Annotated in this window: 13 protein-coding genes; 9 read left to right on the plus strand and 4 right to left on the minus strand. The window is 61.3% G+C overall.

Annotation, left to right across the window (positions count from 1 at the left end; all coding sequences use genetic code 11):
• The 5 genes from dnaA (at window position 1) to AC3RCJ_RS00025 (ending at window position 7,768) form a co-directional block, all read left to right on the plus strand.
• Entirely contained in the window at window positions 1–1,395 is a 1,395-nt protein-coding gene (dnaA, locus tag AC3RCJ_RS00005) for a chromosomal replication initiator protein DnaA (protein ID WP_070224767.1), read from the plus strand.
• A 273-nt stretch (window positions 1,396–1,668) separates the two neighbouring features.
• Entirely contained in the window at window positions 1,669–2,775 is a 1,107-nt protein-coding gene (dnaN, locus tag AC3RCJ_RS00010; RefSeq protein WP_034754341.1) for a DNA polymerase III subunit beta, read from the plus strand.
• 152 nt (window positions 2,776–2,927) lie between these two features.
• Window positions 2,928–5,426, plus strand: coding sequence for a DNA topoisomerase (ATP-hydrolyzing) subunit B (gyrB, locus tag AC3RCJ_RS00015; RefSeq protein ID WP_492961201.1), 2,499 nt, complete (start codon window positions 2,928–2,930; stop codon window positions 5,424–5,426).
• Between the two features lie 143 nt (window positions 5,427–5,569).
• A complete protein-coding gene (locus tag AC3RCJ_RS00020; protein ID WP_492961203.1) occupies window positions 5,570–6,502 on the plus strand; it encodes a bifunctional helix-turn-helix transcriptional regulator/GNAT family N-acetyltransferase in 933 nt (310 codons plus the stop codon).
• Window positions 6,503–6,706: 204 nt separating this feature from the next.
• Window positions 6,707–7,768 carry a GGDEF domain-containing protein gene (locus AC3RCJ_RS00025; protein ID WP_492961205.1) on the plus strand — a complete coding sequence of 354 codons (1,062 nt, stop codon included), beginning with the start codon at window positions 6,707–6,709 and terminating at the stop codon, window positions 7,766–7,768.
• On the opposite strand, the gene AC3RCJ_RS00030 is transcribed toward AC3RCJ_RS00025, so the two are convergent.
• Window positions 7,765–8,115, minus strand: coding sequence for a hypothetical protein (locus AC3RCJ_RS00030; protein WP_492961207.1), 351 nt, complete (start codon window positions 8,113–8,115; stop codon window positions 7,765–7,767). The two genes, AC3RCJ_RS00025 and AC3RCJ_RS00030, sit on opposite strands and share 4 nt — an antisense overlap.
• Window positions 8,116–8,238: 123 nt before the next feature.
• Here AC3RCJ_RS00030 and AC3RCJ_RS00035 point away from each other — a divergent pair, with 123 nt between their 5' ends.
• Together AC3RCJ_RS00035 and AC3RCJ_RS00040 are read left to right on the plus strand one after the other, a co-directional pair.
• On the plus strand, window positions 8,239–9,243 hold the full coding sequence (locus AC3RCJ_RS00035; protein ID WP_492961209.1) for a hypothetical protein: 1,005 nt from the start codon (window positions 8,239–8,241) through the stop codon (window positions 9,241–9,243).
• A gap of 172 nt (window positions 9,244–9,415) precedes the next feature.
• Window positions 9,416–10,558 carry an AI-2E family transporter gene (locus AC3RCJ_RS00040; RefSeq protein ID WP_492961211.1) on the plus strand — a complete coding sequence of 381 codons (1,143 nt, stop codon included), beginning with the start codon at window positions 9,416–9,418 and terminating at the stop codon, window positions 10,556–10,558.
• Between the two features lie 46 nt (window positions 10,559–10,604).
• On the opposite strand, the gene AC3RCJ_RS00045 is transcribed toward AC3RCJ_RS00040, so the two are convergent.
• The 3 genes from AC3RCJ_RS00045 to AC3RCJ_RS00055 form a co-directional block, all read right to left on the minus strand.
• Window positions 10,605–12,335, minus strand: coding sequence for a methyl-accepting chemotaxis protein (locus AC3RCJ_RS00045; RefSeq protein WP_492961213.1), 1,731 nt, complete (start codon window positions 12,333–12,335; stop codon window positions 10,605–10,607).
• A gap of 350 nt (window positions 12,336–12,685) precedes the next feature.
• Window positions 12,686–14,296 (minus strand): toxin-antitoxin system YwqK family antitoxin, encoded by a 1,611-nt coding sequence (locus AC3RCJ_RS00050; protein WP_492961215.1) that lies wholly within the window; start codon window positions 14,294–14,296, stop codon window positions 12,686–12,688.
• Window positions 14,297–14,336: 40 nt separating this feature from the next.
• On the minus strand, window positions 14,337–15,254 hold the full coding sequence (locus AC3RCJ_RS00055) for a DMT family transporter (RefSeq protein ID WP_492961217.1): 918 nt from the start codon (window positions 15,252–15,254) through the stop codon (window positions 14,337–14,339).
• A gap of 67 nt (window positions 15,255–15,321) precedes the next feature.
• On the opposite strand from AC3RCJ_RS00055, the gene AC3RCJ_RS00060 reads away from it, so the two are divergent.
• Together AC3RCJ_RS00060 and AC3RCJ_RS00065 are read left to right on the plus strand one after the other, a co-directional pair.
• Window positions 15,322–16,143 (plus strand): AraC family transcriptional regulator, encoded by an 822-nt coding sequence (locus tag AC3RCJ_RS00060; protein WP_492961219.1) that lies wholly within the window; start codon window positions 15,322–15,324, stop codon window positions 16,141–16,143.
• A 116-nt stretch (window positions 16,144–16,259) separates the two neighbouring features.
• Window positions 16,260–16,859, plus strand: a complete 600-nt coding sequence (locus AC3RCJ_RS00065) for a MarC family protein (protein ID WP_034781292.1) — start codon at window positions 16,260–16,262, stop codon at window positions 16,857–16,859.
• Window positions 16,860–16,891: the final 32 nt, after the last annotated feature.

Here is a 16,891-nt window from a genome sequence, read left to right on the forward strand (position 1 = left end):
ATGGATAATTTCTGGCAGGCCTGTTCCGCGCAGTTGGAACTGGAGCTGACACCGCAACAATTCAGTGCGTGGATCAAACCGCTTATCCCTCTCGATTACGAGGAGGGCAAGCTGCGCATTGCTGCGCCCAATCGCTTCAAGCTCGATTGGGTCAAGACCCAGTTCGCCAGCCGCATCACGGCGCTGGCCATACAATACTTCGAAGCGCCCACGGAAGTGCAGTTCGTGCTCGACCCGCGCCTGGCCCTGCCGAAGAAACCCGTCACCGCCAGCACCCCGGCCAGCGATCCGAATGGCGGCGCGCCCAGCGCGCGCCCGGCGGAGCCGCAGCCGAGCGTGCCGGAACTGAGCATCGGCGCCGCGCCACGGCGCGAGCAGAGCCGCATCAACACCGACCTGACCTTCGACAGCTTCGTGACCGGCAAGGCCAACCAGCTGGCGCGCGCCGCCGCCATCCAGGTGGCGAACAATCCGGGCGTGTCGTACAACCCGCTGTTCTTCTACGGCGGCGTCGGCCTGGGCAAGACCCACTTGATCCACGCCATCGGCAATCAGGTGATGGCCGACAATCCGGGCGCGAAAATCCGCTACATCCACGCGGAACAGTACGTTCGCGACGTAGTGACCGCTTACCAGCGCAAGGGTTTCGACGATTTCAAGCATTACTATCACTCGCTCGACATGCTGCTGATCGATGATATCCAGTTCTTTGGCGGCAAGAGCCGCACGCAGGAAGAGTTTTTCTATGCGTTCGAGGCATTGATTGCCGCAAAGAAACAGATCATCATCACCTCGGATACCTATCCGAAGGAAATCACGGGCATGGACGACCGTTTGATTTCGCGCTTCGACTCGGGCCTGACGGTGGCCATCGAACCGCCGGAACTGGAAATGCGCGTGGCGATTCTGTTGAAAAAAGCCAAGCAGGAAGGCGTGACCTTCTCGGACGACGTGGCTTTCTTTGTCGCCAAGCACTTGCGCTCGAACGTGCGCGAGCTCGAAGGCGCGCTGCGCAAGATCCTCGCGTATTCGCGTTTCCATGGCAAAGACATCACGATTGATATCGTCAAGGAAGCCTTGAAGGACTTGCTGTCGGTGCAGAATCGCCAGATTTCCGTGGAAAACATCCAGAAAACGGTGGCCGACTTCTTCAATATCAAGGTGGCCGACATGTATTCGAAGCGCCGCCCCGCGAATATCGCCCGGCCGCGCCAGATCGCCATGTACCTGGCCAAGGAATTGACACAGAAGAGCCTGCCTGAAATCGGCGAGCTGTTCGGCGGCCGCGACCACACCACGGTGCTGCATGCCGTGCGCAAGATCGCGCTGGACCGCACCAAGAATCCGGAATGCAACCATGAATTGCATGTACTGGAACAAACCTTGAAGGGTTAAGAACACCTGACCAAACCTGCTGCGCGTCGCGCTTTGCGGCCTCCGATGCTCACTGTGCCAAGCACAGCTGCGCGTCTCGGCCACAACTCACTGCCGCTCGCTACGGTTTTGTCAGGCGTTGCAAGCACGACTGGGCAAGACTGGCTCAAAACGTGCTTTACCCTTATTATCTGGGAGGGCGCCGCAGCCGGTCTGTCGGGGCTCCCCATGGCAAGAATTGTTAAATTAATACGTTAAACGTCGTACTGTTCAACCTATACATTGAGGATAAATATGCAATTGGTCAAAACCACCCGAGATACCCTTCTCCGGCCACTGCAGATCGTGAGCGGTATTGTCGAGCGTCGGCACACTATGCCGATTCTGGCCAATATCCTCATCCGCAAAGACGGTGAAAATGTCTCCTTCCTGTCGACCGACACCGAAGTGCAGATCACCACGCACGCGGAAATCGGCTCCGGCGCGGATGTCACGGGCACCACCGTGGCCGCGCGCAAGCTGCTCGATATTTTGCGCGCGCTGCCCGAATCGGGCGACGTCACGATGACCCTGCTCAACAAGCGCCTGACCGTGCAAACGGGCAAGTCGCGCTTCGCGCTGCAAACGCTGGCGGCGGAAGAGTTTCCAACCGTGCAACAAGCGGAAAGCTACAACGCCTCCGTCACCCTGCCGCAGAAAACCCTGAAGCACCTGTTCAACATGGTGCATTTCTCGATGGCGCAGCAAGACATCCGCTATTACCTGAACGGCTTGCTGCTGGTTCTGGATGGCAATAATGTGATCGCCGTGGCCACCGATGGCCACCGCCTGGCGTTTTGCCAGGTCGCCACCGAGCAGACGTTTGCGCGCCAGGAAGTGATTATCCCGCGCAAGACCATCATCGAACTGCAGCGCCTGCTGGAAGAAAACGATGAGCCGGTGCAGCTGGACATCGCCGCCAACCAGGTGAAACTGACCTTTGCCGACATCGAGCTGATCTCGAAGCTGGTGGAAGGCAAGTTCCCCGACTACACGCGCGTGATTCCTAAAGGCTACAAGAACGACTTCACCATCGGCCGCGATGAACTGCTGCGCTCGCTGCAACGTGCCGCCATCATGACCAGCGACAAGTTCAAGGGCGTGCGCTGCATCATCACCCCGGGCAGCATGAAGATCAGTTCGACCAATGCGGACCAGGAAGAAGCCGTCGAAGAGCTGGAAATCGACTACGGCGGCGATTCCGTCGACATCGGCTTCAACGTGACCTACCTGCTGGACGTGCTGAACAACCTGAAGTGCGAATACGTCAACATCGCGCTGGGCGACTCGAACTCGTCCGCATTGATCTCCATCCCGGACAATGCCGACTTCAAGTATGTCGTCATGCCGATGCGGATCTAAAGACCATAGCAGTGACGTAGGTCGGATGAGCGCAGCGTCATCCGACATGCTGAGCGCCGTCTGTCGGGTTACGCCGTTCCGGCTAACCCGACCTGCGGTCATCAGCCAGCAGCCCCGAATCAATCAGCAATCGTTATTTGAGAAAGCAGTCCATGTCCGAGAATCCACAAGACACCCCGATCCAGGCCAAAACGGAAGAATACGGCGCCTCCTCCATCCAGATCCTGGAAGGCCTGGAAGCCGTACGCAAACGCCCGGGCATGTACATTGGCGACACCTCGGACGGCACCGGCTTGCACCATCTGGTATTCGAAGTGCTGGACAACTCCATCGATGAATCGCTGGCCGGTCATTGCACGGAAATCCACGTCACCATCCACAGCGACAATTCGATCTCGATCACCGACAATGGCCGCGGCGTGCCGACCGGCCTGAAAATGGACGACAAGCACGATCCGAAGCGTTCGGCGGCGGAAATCGTCATGACCGAACTGCACGCGGGCGGCAAGTTCGACCAGAACTCGTATAAAGTATCGGGCGGTTTGCACGGCGTGGGCGTGTCCTGCGTCAATGGCCTGTCGAAATTGCTGAAACTGACCATCCGCCGCGATGGCAAGATTCACCATATGGAATTCGTGCGCGGCGTGCCGCAAGACCGCCAGATCGTCATGGTCGGCGACATCGCCACCTCCCCGATCAAGGTCATCGGCGAAACGGACAAGCGCGGCACCGACGTGCATTTCTGGGCCGACGAAGAGATTTTCACGCACGTGGAATTCCACTACGAAATCCTGGCCAAGCGCATCCGCGAACTGTCCTTCCTGAACAACGGCGTCAATATCAAGTTGTCGGACCAGCGTACGGGCAAGGAAGAAGTGTTCGCCTTCGAAGGCGGCACGCGCGGCTTCGTCGAATACATTAACAAGGCCAAGTCGGTCTTGCACCCGACCATTTTCCAGGCCACGGGCGAGCGCATGTCGGACCAGAACACGAACATCTCGGTCGACGTGTCGATGCAATGGAACGATGCCTACAATGAACAGGTACTGTGCTTTACGAATAACATCCCGCAACGCGACGGCGGCACCCACCTGACGGGTCTGCGCGCCGCCATGACGCGCGTGATCAACAAATACATCGATGAACACGAGTTCGCCAAGAAGGCGAAAGTGGAAATCAACGGCGACGACATGCGCGAAGGCCTGACCTGCGTCTTGTCCGTGAAAGTGCCGGAACCGAAATTCTCGTCGCAGACGAAAGACAAGCTGGTGTCGTCCGAAGTGCGCGGCCCCGTCGAAGAGATCGTCGCCAAGACCCTGGCCGATTACCTGCAAGAAAAACCGAACGACGCCAAGATCATTTGCGGCAAGATCGTCGAAGCGGCGCGCGCCCGTGAAGCGGCGCGCAAGGCCCGCGACCTGACGCGCCGCAAAGGCATCATGGACGGCCTGGGCCTGTCGGCCAAGCTGGCCGACTGCCAGGAAAAAGACCCCGCCCTGTGCGAACTGTACATCGTCGAGGGTGACTCGGCAGGCGGCTCGGCAAAACAGGGGCGCGACCGCAAGTTCCAGGCCATTTTGCCGCTGCGCGGCAAGGTCTTGAACGTGGAAAAAGCCCGTTTCGAGAAAATGCTGTCGTCCGAGCAGATCACCACCCTGATCGCCACCTTGGGCACCTCGATCGGACCGGATGAATTCAACGTCGAGAAACTGCGCTACCACCGCATCATCATCATGACCGATGCGGACGTCGACGGCGCCCACATCCGTACCCTGCTGCTGACCCTGTTCTACCGCCAGATGCCGCAACTGGTCGAACGCGGCCACATCTACATTGCGCAACCGCCGCTGTACAAGGTGAAGGCGGGCCGCGACGAGCGCTATCTGAAGGATGACGCCGAGGAAGCGAGCTACATGATGACGGTGGCCCTGAACACGGCCGTGCTGGTGCCGCGCGAAGGCGCGGAAGGCATTTCCGGCGAGACCCTGGCCGAACTGGTGCGCAAGTTCAACCTGTCGAACACCATCATGACGCGTCTGACGCGCGTCATCGACCGCGCCGCTCTGACCGCCATCATGACGGGCACGCAGCTGGACCTGTCGACCCTGGAACTGGCGGAAAAATCCGCGCTGGCCCTGCAGACGGCCATCAACGACACGGCCGTGCAAGTGCACGTGCGCTCGGACGACCTGTCCGAAAAACACATGCTGCGCATCGAACGCATGCACCACGGCAACGTGAAAGTGACGGCCATCGACGCCGACTTCGTGCAAGGCCCGGATTACGCCGTGCTGAGCAACGGCGCCGCCACCTTCGAAGGCTTGATCGGCGAAGGTGCCTTCGTGCGCCGCGGCGAAGGCGAGCGCATGAAGGAAATCGCCGTGGTCGACTTCCACCAGGCCATGCAATGGCTGCGCGACGAAGCCGAACGCACGGTTTCGAAACAGCGCTACAAAGGTCTGGGCGAAATGAACCCGGAGCAGCTGTGGGAAACGACGATGGACCCGACCGTGCGCCGCTTGTTGAAAGTGCAGATCGAAGACGCCATTGCGGCGGATCAAATCTTCACCACCTTGATGGGCGACGACGTGGAACCGCGCAGGGCGTTTATTGAGAATAACGCGTTGCGCGCGGGCAATATCGACGTGTAAGCCAGCTTCGCTCGTTTGCATTGCACCAAGGCGGCCCTCTTCAGGGCCGCTTTTTTTATGCCTGCCAGCATCGCGCATCGCATTGACATGATTGCTAAAAGCAATCAATAATCTGCCATAAGCAAACATATTGGAGACATCAGATGCACACGAACCAACTCGGCGAACGCACGGAGAGCGTGCGCCGCTTCAACCGTTTTTATACGCGCCAGATTGGCGTGCTGCATGAACACCTGCTGGACAGCGCATTCTCTCTGACGGAAGTGCGCATCCTCTACGAACTGGCGCATCAAGCACAGCTGACCAGCGCGGACCTGTGCCGCGAGCTGGGCTTGAATGCGGGCTATCTGAGCCGTGTCATTGCCGGGTTCGAAAAACAGGGGCTGATCGCCAAGACGCGCTCGCCGACGGATGCGCGCGCCACGCAATTGCAGCTGACCGAACAGGGGCAAAGCACCCTCGCGCCCCTGGTCGACGCCTCGCGGCGCGACGTGGCGGCCATGCTCGAGCGCTTGCCGCCGATGGCGCAGCAGGAACTGGTCGACGCCATGGGGCAAATCCAGGGCTTGCTGGGGGAGCCATCGCCCAGCTCATCGCCCAGCTATATCCTGCGCAATCCGCAACCGGGCGACATGGGCTGGATCATCCACCGGCAAGCCGTGCTGTATGCGCAGGAATATGGCTGGAACAGCGAATACGAGGCACTTGTTGCCGACATCCTCGCCACGTTCGTGCGGGAATTTGACCTTGCCCGCGAGCGCTGCTGGATCGCCGAAAAGGACGGCAAGGTGATCGGCTCCGTCTTCATCGTGCACCAGGACGACACGACGGCCAAGCTGCGCCTGCTATACGTCGATCCCTGCGCACGCGGTCTGGGCATCGGCAGCCGCCTGGTCGACGAGTGTCTGCGCTTCAGCCGCCAGGTCGGCTACACGAAAATGGTGCTGTGGACCAACAGCATCCTCACCGACGTACGGCGCATCTACGACAGGGCCGGCTTCCAGCTGGTCGAGGAAGAAGCGCACCACAGCTTCGGCAAGGACTTGCTCGGCCAGGTGCTGGCGCGCGACCTGTGACAAGGCGCTTGCCTCGCGAGAATGAAAGCGACTGTGGCGGCGACAGGACAGTCGCCGCCGTTTTCCTCGCCTCGATTCCCACTGCCCCCAAGAAACCAGTACACTAGTTCTTGAGCGCAACTAATTTTGTACATGCGCCATGCCGCCTGCCGTTGCCGGGAGGCGTCCCTGCCGCAAGGCGTGTTGTTTGCCCGGACGAATGCAATGTGGACCTCGCGCAGCCTGTCTCCTGCCTTCTATTACCTGTTCTTTTCAGGAGAACGGGAGCAGCAGCAGCGCTTTTTCAAGGAACTGCATTTCATTTCGATAGCCATCCTGACATTTGGCCTGGCCAGCTGGATCGTTACGTTCAGTGTCGCGCAGCACCGGGCCACGATCAATATGACGCATGCCGCGCTGGCCGTCATGGGCATGCTGCTCGGGCTGGTGCTGACCAGGTATGCCAGGTCGCTGCAGGCCATCATCGTCAGCGGCACGATCAGCGTGCTGTTCATCAGTTTCGGCTTTCGCGTGCTGATACTGGGTACGGAAGACCCGGCTTTCTGGGTGCTGCCGCTGGGCGTGATGATCACCCTGACGACGGCGCCCATCTTCAGCGGCATCGCGTATTACCTGAGCGTGTCGCTGTGCGTGTGGGCCATGCTGGGGCTGGGGCAGTTTCCCGTGCATGCGGGCCAGGTCGACCAGCATTGGCCCATGCTGGCCGTCACCATCAGCGTGATCATCGGCCTGGCGCTGAACATCTATTTCCTCGTCTTGCGCATCCACAACTACCGCGCCCAGCGCGAACTGGCGACGATGGCCTACAAGGATGGCTTGACCGGGCTCAACAACCGCCGCATGTTTACGCAAAGCGCCCGCGTCCTGCAGCGCACGGCGCGCACGCCCGCCTATTTCCTGATGATCGACATCGACGACTTCAAGCAGATCAACGATGTGCATGGCCATGACGTGGGTGACGAGGTGCTGAAAAAGATCGCCGACGTCATCGCCGGGCTGTCCGGCGAGCACCTGTGCGGCCGCCTGGGCGGCGAGGAATTCGCCGTGATTTATCAGGGGGAAAAGCACGCGGCCTGCGCCTTTGCCGCGCAGCTGGTCGACAGCGTCGAGGCGGCTTTCGTGCCGGAACGCAAGGTGTCCGTCAGCATCGGCGTGGCGGAACTGATCAAGGAAGCGGACCTGTCGCACAGCTACCGGCGTGCCGACGAATCCTTGTACCAGGCCAAGAAGAGCGGCAAGAACCGCTATGTGCTCAACGCCGCCTAGGCGTTGCCGTCAGCCGTCGCATCGAGCAGCGCCAGCAGGGCTTGCGGCGCAATCTTCCACGGATCGCGAAGCTCGGCGTCCACCTCGTCCCAGCTGTCCCGGGCACCGATCTTGAGAATGGTCAAGGGGATGTCCTTGCTCTCAAAGAAGGCCAGCATGCGGCGGATCAAACGGCTCACCTTGGCGTGGTCTTCCTGGTACAAAGAACAGGTATAGAAGTAGCCCTTCTCTCCCATGCGCAATTTCCTGGCCGCGCCGACACGCGAGTGGAGCACGTACTTGTGCAAGAACTCGGTCACGACCTCATCGTCAACGGGAATACTGCAGGAAATGGTGATCTTGGCCATGGCAAGCGGGACAGTGCTTCAATAGCCTAGCTTAGCAGAAAGCGTTTCATTCCTAAAATGCTAAGATCGCCCCGCGCGCATGCCGGCAACCAGACCGGCATGGCGCCTCGACAAGGATTACCATTGAACCTACGCCTCATCTTGCCCCTGCTGCCGCTGTGTGCGGCCCTGGGTACGTCACCGTTTGCGCTGGCGCAAACGCCAGCGACTGAAGACGCCGCCTTCGTGGCCGCCACCGTGCCCGTGCCGTCGCCGCCGCTGCGCCTGAGCGAGCATCCCGAGATCCGCGCCGACGTCTTGAAACTGCTCGGCTATGCGCGCGGCAGCTATACGCGCGGGGATAGCCTGATCGCGCGCCAGGTGCTCGACAGCATGCGCTCGCTGTACGATATCTCGCGCACCATGCTGCCCGACGGACGCTCGGTGCTGGCGTCCATCAACCCGGCCGAACGTGGCGCGCAGCGCGCCGCCCTGCTGTTCGATCCGCAACGCAAGCTGCTGGCGCTGGGCCTGGTCAACGGCCATTGCCAGGCCGCCATCGGCGACGCCGCGCCCGCCTGCTTGCCCGACACGCATGCCGTGCTGACGGTGTTTTTACCGCCGGGTGCGGAAGACGAGATAGCCGCGCCACTGCTCGTGTGGGCGCGGCAACTGCCGCGCAAGCTGACCCTGGCCGAGCCGGAACAGCGGCAATCGATTGCTGCGGTGGAATACATCACGACCCGTCCGGGACAGCCCGGCTGGCAGCCGCGCGACGTGCCACCCGGCTTTCCTGCCAGCTTGCTGCACCTGCTGCTGCCACATGCGGAACTCAACAGCAGCTCCAGCGGCGGCAAGCTCATCGAGCCAAACGTCCTGGCCGGTTTGCCCATGCGCACGCCGACGGAAGCGGCCGAAGCCGGCGACGAGCCCATGCCCGACGCCCATGTCACCCTGCACAGCTACGCCGATTTCCACTGGGTGCTCAACACCTATGCCAAGCTGGCCCAGGGCGCGCAAGTGCAGGGCCATGACGAGAAGGTCGTGTTCAGCGGCAGCGATACGAGCGGCCGCTACACGGTGACCCTGCGCGAACAGGGCAGGGAAGACGGCGTCTTCATCACCGTCGCCAGCTGGCTGCGAAAATAGACGAAACGGTGCGCCAACCGGGGAAAGCATTGCCATTGCGCACAGGAGCATGGCATTTTGGCATTTTACGGTATGATTTCCGGCCGTGCGGCGATGCCTGGCCCCAGCCCTGCCCACCTCTTACGCTCAAGCTCAACCCGGCTTGAGCAGCCATTCTGCCTAAGGAACTCTTATGTTCGGTTTTAACCTGCGCGTCGCCAAGATGGTGTGGACGGCTTTCCTGATCGCCTTCCTGCTCTTCCTCACCTACAAGGTCTCGTCGACCCTGATCGTGGTGGTCTTTGCCATTTTCTTCAGCTACCTCGTGTATCCGCTGATCGGGCTGCTGGAACGCCATGGCCCGAAGCGCTTGCCGCGCACGGCCAATATCGGCATCGTCTTCCTCGTGGTGATCTTGCTGGTGGCGGTGCTGGGCTCGATCTTCGGTGCCCGCATCGAGGAAGAGGCGATCAAGCTCAGCGATCAATTGCCGACCTTGCTCAAAGGGAATAATTTTGCCGAACGCATTCCGCTGCCCGAGTTCATGGAACCCTTGCGCGCGCGCCTGCTATCGTTCATGCAGACGCAGCTGAGCAGCGGTACGGGGCAAGCCATGCCGCTGGCAAAAGAACTGGGCCTGACCGTCATGCATGCGGCCAGCAACCTGATCTATCTGGTGCTGGTGCCCGTGCTGAGCTTTTTGCTGATCAAGGAAGGTCCGGACATGCGCGACGGCTTGCTGTCCCTGCTGAATCGCCCGAACAAGAAGCTCTGGGGCGCCATCATCGATGACCTCGACATCTTGCTGTCGCGCTATGTGCGCGCCCTGCTGCTGTTGTCGATCGCCACGTTTGTCTCCTACAGCATCGCCTTTTCCCTGCTGGGCGTGCCGTACAGCCTGCTGCTGGCCGGCGCCGCCGCCCTGCTGGAATTCATCCCGTTTGCCGGTCCGCTGGCGGCCGCCGTCATTGCCGTGGTCGTGGCCGGTTTCAGCGGTTTCGAACATGTATTCTGGCTGATCGGCTTTATCGCCGCCTACCGTCTGTTCCAGGATTACGTGGTCAACCCGTATTTGATGAGCGAAGGCGTGGAAGTGAGCCCGCTGATGGTGATCGTCGGCTTGCTGGCCGGCGACCAGTTGGGGGGCGTGGTGGGCATCTTCCTGTCCGTGCCCGTGATGGCGGCCATCAAGATCGTCTTCGTGCGCGCGCGGGCGGCCTTGCAGGCGCGCCACGATGCATTGGAGAAAGCTGAACAGGCGGCGGAAGAAGCGCGCGCCCAGGCCCTGGCCGAGGCGGCGCTGCTGCAGGAACAGGGCAGCAAGGTGGCCCTGTAAGCGCAGTAAATTAAGCAGTAAATTAAGCAGTAACTTCAGCAGTAACTTAGAACTCTTCCCACTCGCCGCTGCTGTCTGCGGCGGGCTTGGCGGTACGCGGCTGGGCCGGGGCGGCGGCCGCGGCGGGGCGGCTTGGCGTCAGGCGCAAGGCCGGGCGTTTCAAGGCCGTGCTGGAAGCGGCCATGACAGGCTTGCGCAAGGCGGGCTTGGCCGCTGCCGGACCGCTGTGGGCGGCGTCGAGTGTAAAGATGCTGACCATCTCGGCCAGCGCCGCCGCCTGTTCCTGCATGGCTTCCGAGGCGGCCGCCGCTTCTTCCACCAGCGCCGCATTCTGCTGCGTCACGGTATCCATTTCCGCCACGGCTTGATTGATCTGGCCAATGCCCAGCTCCTGCTCGCGGCCGGCGGCGCTGATCTCTCCCATGATGTCCGTCACGCGGCGAATACTGGCAACGATTTCGTCCATCGTCGAGCCCGTCTGGCTGACCAGCGCGCTGCCGGCGCCCACGTTCTGCACCGACGCCTCGATCAACATCTTGATGTCCTTGGCGGCGGAAGCCGAGCGGTGCGCCAGGTTGCGCACTTCCGTGGCGACGACGGCAAAGCCACGCCCCTGCTCGCCCGCGCGGGCCGCTTCCACGGCCGCATTCAGGGCCAAAATATTCGTCTGGAAGGCGATGCCGTCGATCACGCCAATGATGTCGGCGATCTTTTTCGACGATTCGCTGATGCTGCCCATGGTGTCGACCACTTGCGCCACCAGCGCGCCACCTTTCACCGCCACGTCCGAGGCGGAGACGGCCAGCTGGTTCGCCTGGCGCGCATTGTCCGAGTTCTGCTTGACGGTCGAAGTCAGCTCTTCCAGCGAGGATGCCGTTTCTTCCAGGCTGGATGCCTGCTGTTCCGTGCGGCTCGACAAATCCAGGTTGCCCGAGGCGATTTCATTGCTGGCCGTGGCGATGGCGCCGCTGCCGTCGCGCACGCCGCGCACGGTGGTCGACAGGCGTTCCTGCATCTGTTTCAGGCCGCCCAGCAGGGCACCCATCTCGTCGTGGCGCGTGATGACGATGTCGTTGGCCAGGTTGCCGTCGGAAATGGCGCCGAAATGACGCAGGGCCTGGTCCAGCGGGCCGAAGATGGCGCGCAGCAGCAAGATGCTGGAAATAATCGTCAGCAAGGCGCCTGCCACCATGCCGGCGATGGCCATGGCCACCTGGGTGCGGTAGCTGGACTGGCTGGCCGCATACATCCTGGCGGCCGAGCTGACCTGGTATTGCGTCAAGGTTTCTGCCGCCTGGTCCAGGGTGCGGTAGAGGGCCGACAGGCCCGTCATCATCAGCTTGTCCGCCTGCTCGATATTGTTTTCGCGCAAAGCCTTGCTCATGGCCAGTATGCCATTGTTGATATAGTCGTTGCGCTTCTTGTCCATGTCGTCGGACAGGCCTTTTTCTTCCGCGCTTTGCGGCAGGGCAAGGTATACCTTCCAGGACTTGTTGGAAGTTTCCAGGAATTGCTCGGCGCGCGCCAGCGTATCCTTGGCATCGGCCGCCTCGGGGTGCACCATCACGCGGTCCATCGTGAACCGCGCGCGGCCCAGGGCGATCTGCGATTCGCCGATCGCCTGCGTCGATGCCAGCTGGTTGCTGTAGACCTCATTGAGGTTGCTGTTGGCCGATTTCAGGCTGATGATGCTCATCACACCCAGCAAGGCGATCAACACGCCCAGCACGCTCATGGTGGCGATCAGGCGCATCTTTATTGTTATATTCGACAGCATGCAGTTTTCCTTGGTAAGGGCGCGACCGTGCCACCGCCTGCCGGGTGGGTAGCGGCAAACGCCAGATGGGCGGATCACGTGAATTGTTCAGGGCAGGTCGATACGGCGTGTGCGGCGGCAGGGGGAAGGCGGCCCGCGCATATCGTCAGGAGTGCAATACAGGGCAACGAGGTTGAGGTTTCCTGTATTTTTTAATTTCCTGACTGCAAGATACAGGGAAAGATTACCAGTAGCAATATCCGTCTGGAATTTTCACGCTTTGTAACAAGCGGATGATGTTTTTTGCGCAGAACTGGCATTCCCCTGCCGTGCGTGGTCGCGCGGGAATGCCATTTATGCTAGTCAATTAATTAATACACGATTTCTTCGATCAGTTGGCCGTCATCGCGGAAAAACTGAAACCGGCCCGTTTTCCTGCCCATGTCGTAGGCGCCGATCTGCTTCGGTTTTCCGTTCTGGAAATGTTCGATGTTGACGCCATGCAGCACGCCCTTGTTCCAGTTGCGGTGAAATTGCGGCAGTTCGCCATCGGGATAAAACAATGTTTCCGCGCCATCGCGCTTGCCGTCGGCAAAGCTGCCCTGGTAACGCCGCTTGCCATCCGGATAAAAACTTTCCATCGTGCCATCGAGCACACCGAGGCGATAATGCTCGACCAGTTCCAGCTGGCCGCTGGCCGCATACTGCTCCAGCTTGCCGTCGGGCTTGCCATCGAGCATCGTCAACGCTTGCCGGCCACCGTCCGGCGTCGCCTTCTTCCACGCCCCCTGCTTGACGTCATCGACATACAGGCCGCCGCCACCGGGTTCCACCCACTGGCCCTGCTTTTTGCCATTCACATAAGCACCCTGCCATTGCACCACGCCATCGATGCGGCGCTCGCTGGGGCCGTCCAGGCGGTCTTTCACGAAATGGTCGTAACCGGTGAAGCTGTGCATGTCCGCTGCGCGCCATTCCTCCACGCCCGGGCGCACTTCCCAGCGCCCCGTGCGCTGGCCACGCTGCATCATGCCCGTGGTCGTTTCGTCGCCGCTTGCATACGTCCACGGCCCCTCGGCCTTGTCGTCGACAAAGGCGCCGGACGAGCGGATGGTGTTCGGCTCTTCGTAATGCCATGCGCCGGTGCGCTTGCCCTGCGCATACAGGCCGCGGGCAAACACGCTGCCCACGCAGCAATTGACGTCATATTCGATGAACATCCCGTCCTGGCTGGCGGCAAAGCGCTGCGGCTGCGTTTCCCAGGTGATCCACTTGACGTGATAACTGGGCGCGCGGCCCCCTTCCCAGCCCTTGCCCAGCAGATAGCTCACCGTGAGGAAATGGCCATCTTTTTCCAGGAAAGTTTTTTTATAGGCAAACGCGGGGGCGTCGGCCGGCTTGCCTGGCAATAACTCGCCATCGATATTGAAATAGCCGACCAGGGTGCCATGCGCATGCTCGATGGCGTCGAACTCGGCCACGCCCGAGGGCGCGTAGGCGATGCTGTAATCGATCAGCTGCAAACGGGCCAGCGCGGCGCGCACCTGCGCTTCATCGATGGACTTGGCGCCGCGCACGATGGCGTCCAGCGCCGGCTGCAAGGTCGCCACCTTGAACATCTTGCCGCCGCTGCGCTCGTAGCGGTAGGCATGCAGGCCAAAGGCGTTATCACTGCGGCTAAGCACGAACGTGGTTTCGCCTTCGCTGTCGAGGTCAAGCTGGAACACGGCCGCGATGTTGGCCTTGCCATACTTGTCCAGGTTCATGCGCTTTTCGCTATCCCCGTTGCACTGGCAGTAGTAACCGTTGACTTCGCCATTTTCCCGCAGGAAAGCCAGCACCACGCCGCCGTCGCGGCGCTCGACGGCGCTGGCGGTGGCCATGGACGCGCCTTCGTAGAAACGCGGCGCGGCCTGGGCCGGCGCCAGGGTTCCCCAGGCCAGCGCCATGACCATGGTACTCATCCAAAACGTTTGCCGCATGTCAACTCCACTGCCGAAAGCCGCCATTATGCATGGCCATTCAGGCATTCCCGGACACCCCAGGACGATAGCGGCCAAACAGGGGCCGCTGCACCGTCTGCGCCAGCAACACGCCCAGCAGCGAGATGCCGCCGCCGACCAGATGATAGAGATGCATGCTTTCATGCAGCCAGACGATGGCCAGCAAGGCCGTCAACAGGGGCAGCAGGTTGACGTAGATGCTGCAGCGGTTAGGCCCCAGCAACTTGACGCCTTCGATCCACAGGTAGGACAGCACGATGGACGAGCCGATGCCCGCATAGCCGATCAGCGGCAAGGTGGTGGCATCGAGCCTGGCGCTGCCGGGCGGCAACAGCAGGAAAAACGGCAGCATGCAGGCCAGGGCCGCCAGCGCCTGGCAATAGATGGCTTGCCAGGCGGGAATGGACAGACGCCAGCGGCGCAGCAGCACGCCGTACAAAGCAAAGCTCAGGCAGGCCAGCAGCATCAGCGCATCGCCCGCATGCACGCCCTGCTGCAGCAAGGCCAGCATGTCGCCGCGCCCCACCAGGTACAGCAAGCCGCCAAACGACAGCACGCCGCCGGCCGCCATGCCGACCGTCAATCGCTCGCCCAGCAGCAGCACGCTGAGCAGGGCCGTCATCAGCGGCGCCAGCGCCGTGACGATGGCCATGTTCGTCGCCGTCGTCGATTCGGCGGCGCGGTAGGACAAGCTCTGGAACAGCGCCATCGACATCAATCCGCACAGGGCCAGCTGCCACCACTGGCGACGCAGCGCATGACGGTTGCGCCACAGGGGACGGGCGATAAACGGCGTCATCACCAGCAAGACCAGCACCAGGCGATAAAAGGTGATGGCCGTGGGGGCGATGCTGGACGCGGCCAGCTTCGAGACGACGACGTTGCCGGCCCACAGCAGCATGGCCAGGAAGGGATACAGATAGGCGCGCACAGGCATGCGAAACTCCAGGAATAGTTACGGAAAACCATCATGCCGCAGGCGCGCCGCGCTTTCTCGCGCTAAGATGTCCATACCTAGCGTAAAACTGACCATATTGATGGATTGCTCCTCACCCGCCTTTCAGGAATTGCTGCCCGTCACGGCACGCGCCATGGCGCTGGCCGTCGACTATGCGCATGGCCACGTGATTTCCGTGCATCGCCACACGCATGCGCAATTGCTGTACGCCATCGAGGGCGTGATGACCATCGAAGCGCAGGGCGGGCGCTGGGTGGTGCCGCCTACGCGCGGCGTGTGGCTGCAGCCCGGTATCGCGCACCAGGTGCGCATGAGCGGCGCAGTCAAGATGCGCACGGTGTTCGTCAACTGCGCCAATTCGCCATTGCTGCCTGGCCACAGTTGCGTGCTCGACATCAGCCCCCTGCTGCGGCAATTGATCGTGGCGGCCGTCGACATCGCGCCCGACTTCGCGGAAGGCAGCCGCGACTGGCACCTGCTGCAATTGCTGTTGCACGAGCTGGACAGCCTGCCCGTGCTGCCCCTGTATTTGCCCTTACCCACGGATGCGCGCCTGCGCGGCATTTGCGCGCGCCTGATGGCACAGCCGGGAGAACAGCTGACGGTGGCGCACTGGGCGCAGGAACTGGCGATCACCGAGCGCAGCCTGCACCGCTTGTTCCAGAAACAGACGGGCATGCGCTTCGGCCAGTGGCGCCAGCAGGCGCGCTTGCTGCGGGCGCTGGAACAATTGGCGCGCGGCGGCAAGGTCATCGACGTGGCCATGGACAACGGCTACACGAGCCAGAGCGCATTCACGGCCATGTTCCGCAGGCATTTCGGCACGACGCCGACCGCGTTTTACCAGGCAAAAGTCATCGCGGCATAAAAAAAATGCTGCTATGCATCAATAATCATGGGCGGCAGCCGCCGCTCTTGTTATCATCGCAAGCCTTATCGCACCGCGCCCATCCTGGCAGCGGTGTTGACCTCAATCACACCACCATGACACAGAATTTCTTCCAGACTTTTATCTTGCTCTTGCTCGTCACCGACCCGTTCGGCAACGTTTCCCTGTTCGTCAATGCCCTGAAACGGGTACCCATCGAGCGGCGCTGGAAAGTCGTGGTGCGCGAATGCCTGATCGCCTTCGGCATCTTGCTGCTGTTTATGTTCTTCGGTCGCCATTTCCTGAACGCCTTGCAGCTGTCGGAAGTGGCCCTGCGCATCGGCGGCGGCGTGATTTTGTTCCTGATCGCCATGCGCATGGTGTTTCCACAACCCAACGCCGGCAATAGCGACCACGAAATGGGCGGCGAGCCGTTCATCGTGCCGCTGGCCATCCCCGCGCTGGCCGGCCCGTCGGCGCTGGCCACCGTGCTGCTGTTTTCCTCGCATGAAATGAACGAAGTGATCGCCCACGTGGCGGGCTTGACGGCCGTGGCCGTTGTCTGGCTGGCCGTCTTCCTGTGCGCCGAACGCTTGCAGCGGGCACTGGGTCCAAGAGTCATGACGGCCTTCGAGCGCCTGATGGGCTTGATCCTGACGGCAATGGCCATCGAAATGCTGCTGGCCGGCATACGCGCGTTTTTGAAGTCCGTATAAAATAGTATTTCATTCATTTACGGAGCTTGGTC

The organism is Janthinobacterium sp. GW822-FHT07H11 (assembly GCF_058798615.1).

What these genes read in the sequence shown, in the direction of transcription:
- AC3RCJ_RS00055 (WP_492961217.1), bottom strand. Translation starts at nt 15,254, where the DNA reads ATGCCTGTGCGCGCCTATCTGTATCCCTTCCTGGCCATGCTGCTGTGG.
- AC3RCJ_RS00030 (WP_492961207.1), bottom strand. Translation starts at nt 8,115, where the DNA reads ATGGCCAAGATCACCATTTCCTGCAGTATTCCCGTTGACGATGAGGTC.
- dnaA (WP_070224767.1), top strand. Translation starts at nt 1, where the DNA reads ATGGATAATTTCTGGCAGGCCTGTTCCGCGCAGTTGGAACTGGAGCTG.
- AC3RCJ_RS00060 (WP_492961219.1), top strand. Translation starts at nt 15,322, where the DNA reads ATGTCCATACCTAGCGTAAAACTGACCATATTGATGGATTGCTCCTCA.
- gyrB (WP_492961201.1), top strand. Translation starts at nt 2,928, where the DNA reads ATGTCCGAGAATCCACAAGACACCCCGATCCAGGCCAAAACGGAAGAA.
- dnaN (WP_034754341.1), top strand. Translation starts at nt 1,669, where the DNA reads ATGCAATTGGTCAAAACCACCCGAGATACCCTTCTCCGGCCACTGCAG.
- AC3RCJ_RS00025 (WP_492961205.1), top strand. Translation starts at nt 6,707, where the DNA reads ATGTGGACCTCGCGCAGCCTGTCTCCTGCCTTCTATTACCTGTTCTTT.
- AC3RCJ_RS00045 (WP_492961213.1), bottom strand. Translation starts at nt 12,335, where the DNA reads ATGCTGTCGAATATAACAATAAAGATGCGCCTGATCGCCACCATGAGC.
- AC3RCJ_RS00020 (WP_492961203.1), top strand. Translation starts at nt 5,570, where the DNA reads ATGCACACGAACCAACTCGGCGAACGCACGGAGAGCGTGCGCCGCTTC.
- AC3RCJ_RS00065 (WP_034781292.1), top strand. Translation starts at nt 16,260, where the DNA reads ATGACACAGAATTTCTTCCAGACTTTTATCTTGCTCTTGCTCGTCACC.
- AC3RCJ_RS00040 (WP_492961211.1), top strand. Translation starts at nt 9,416, where the DNA reads ATGTTCGGTTTTAACCTGCGCGTCGCCAAGATGGTGTGGACGGCTTTC.
- AC3RCJ_RS00050 (WP_492961215.1), bottom strand. Translation starts at nt 14,296, where the DNA reads ATGCGGCAAACGTTTTGGATGAGTACCATGGTCATGGCGCTGGCCTGG.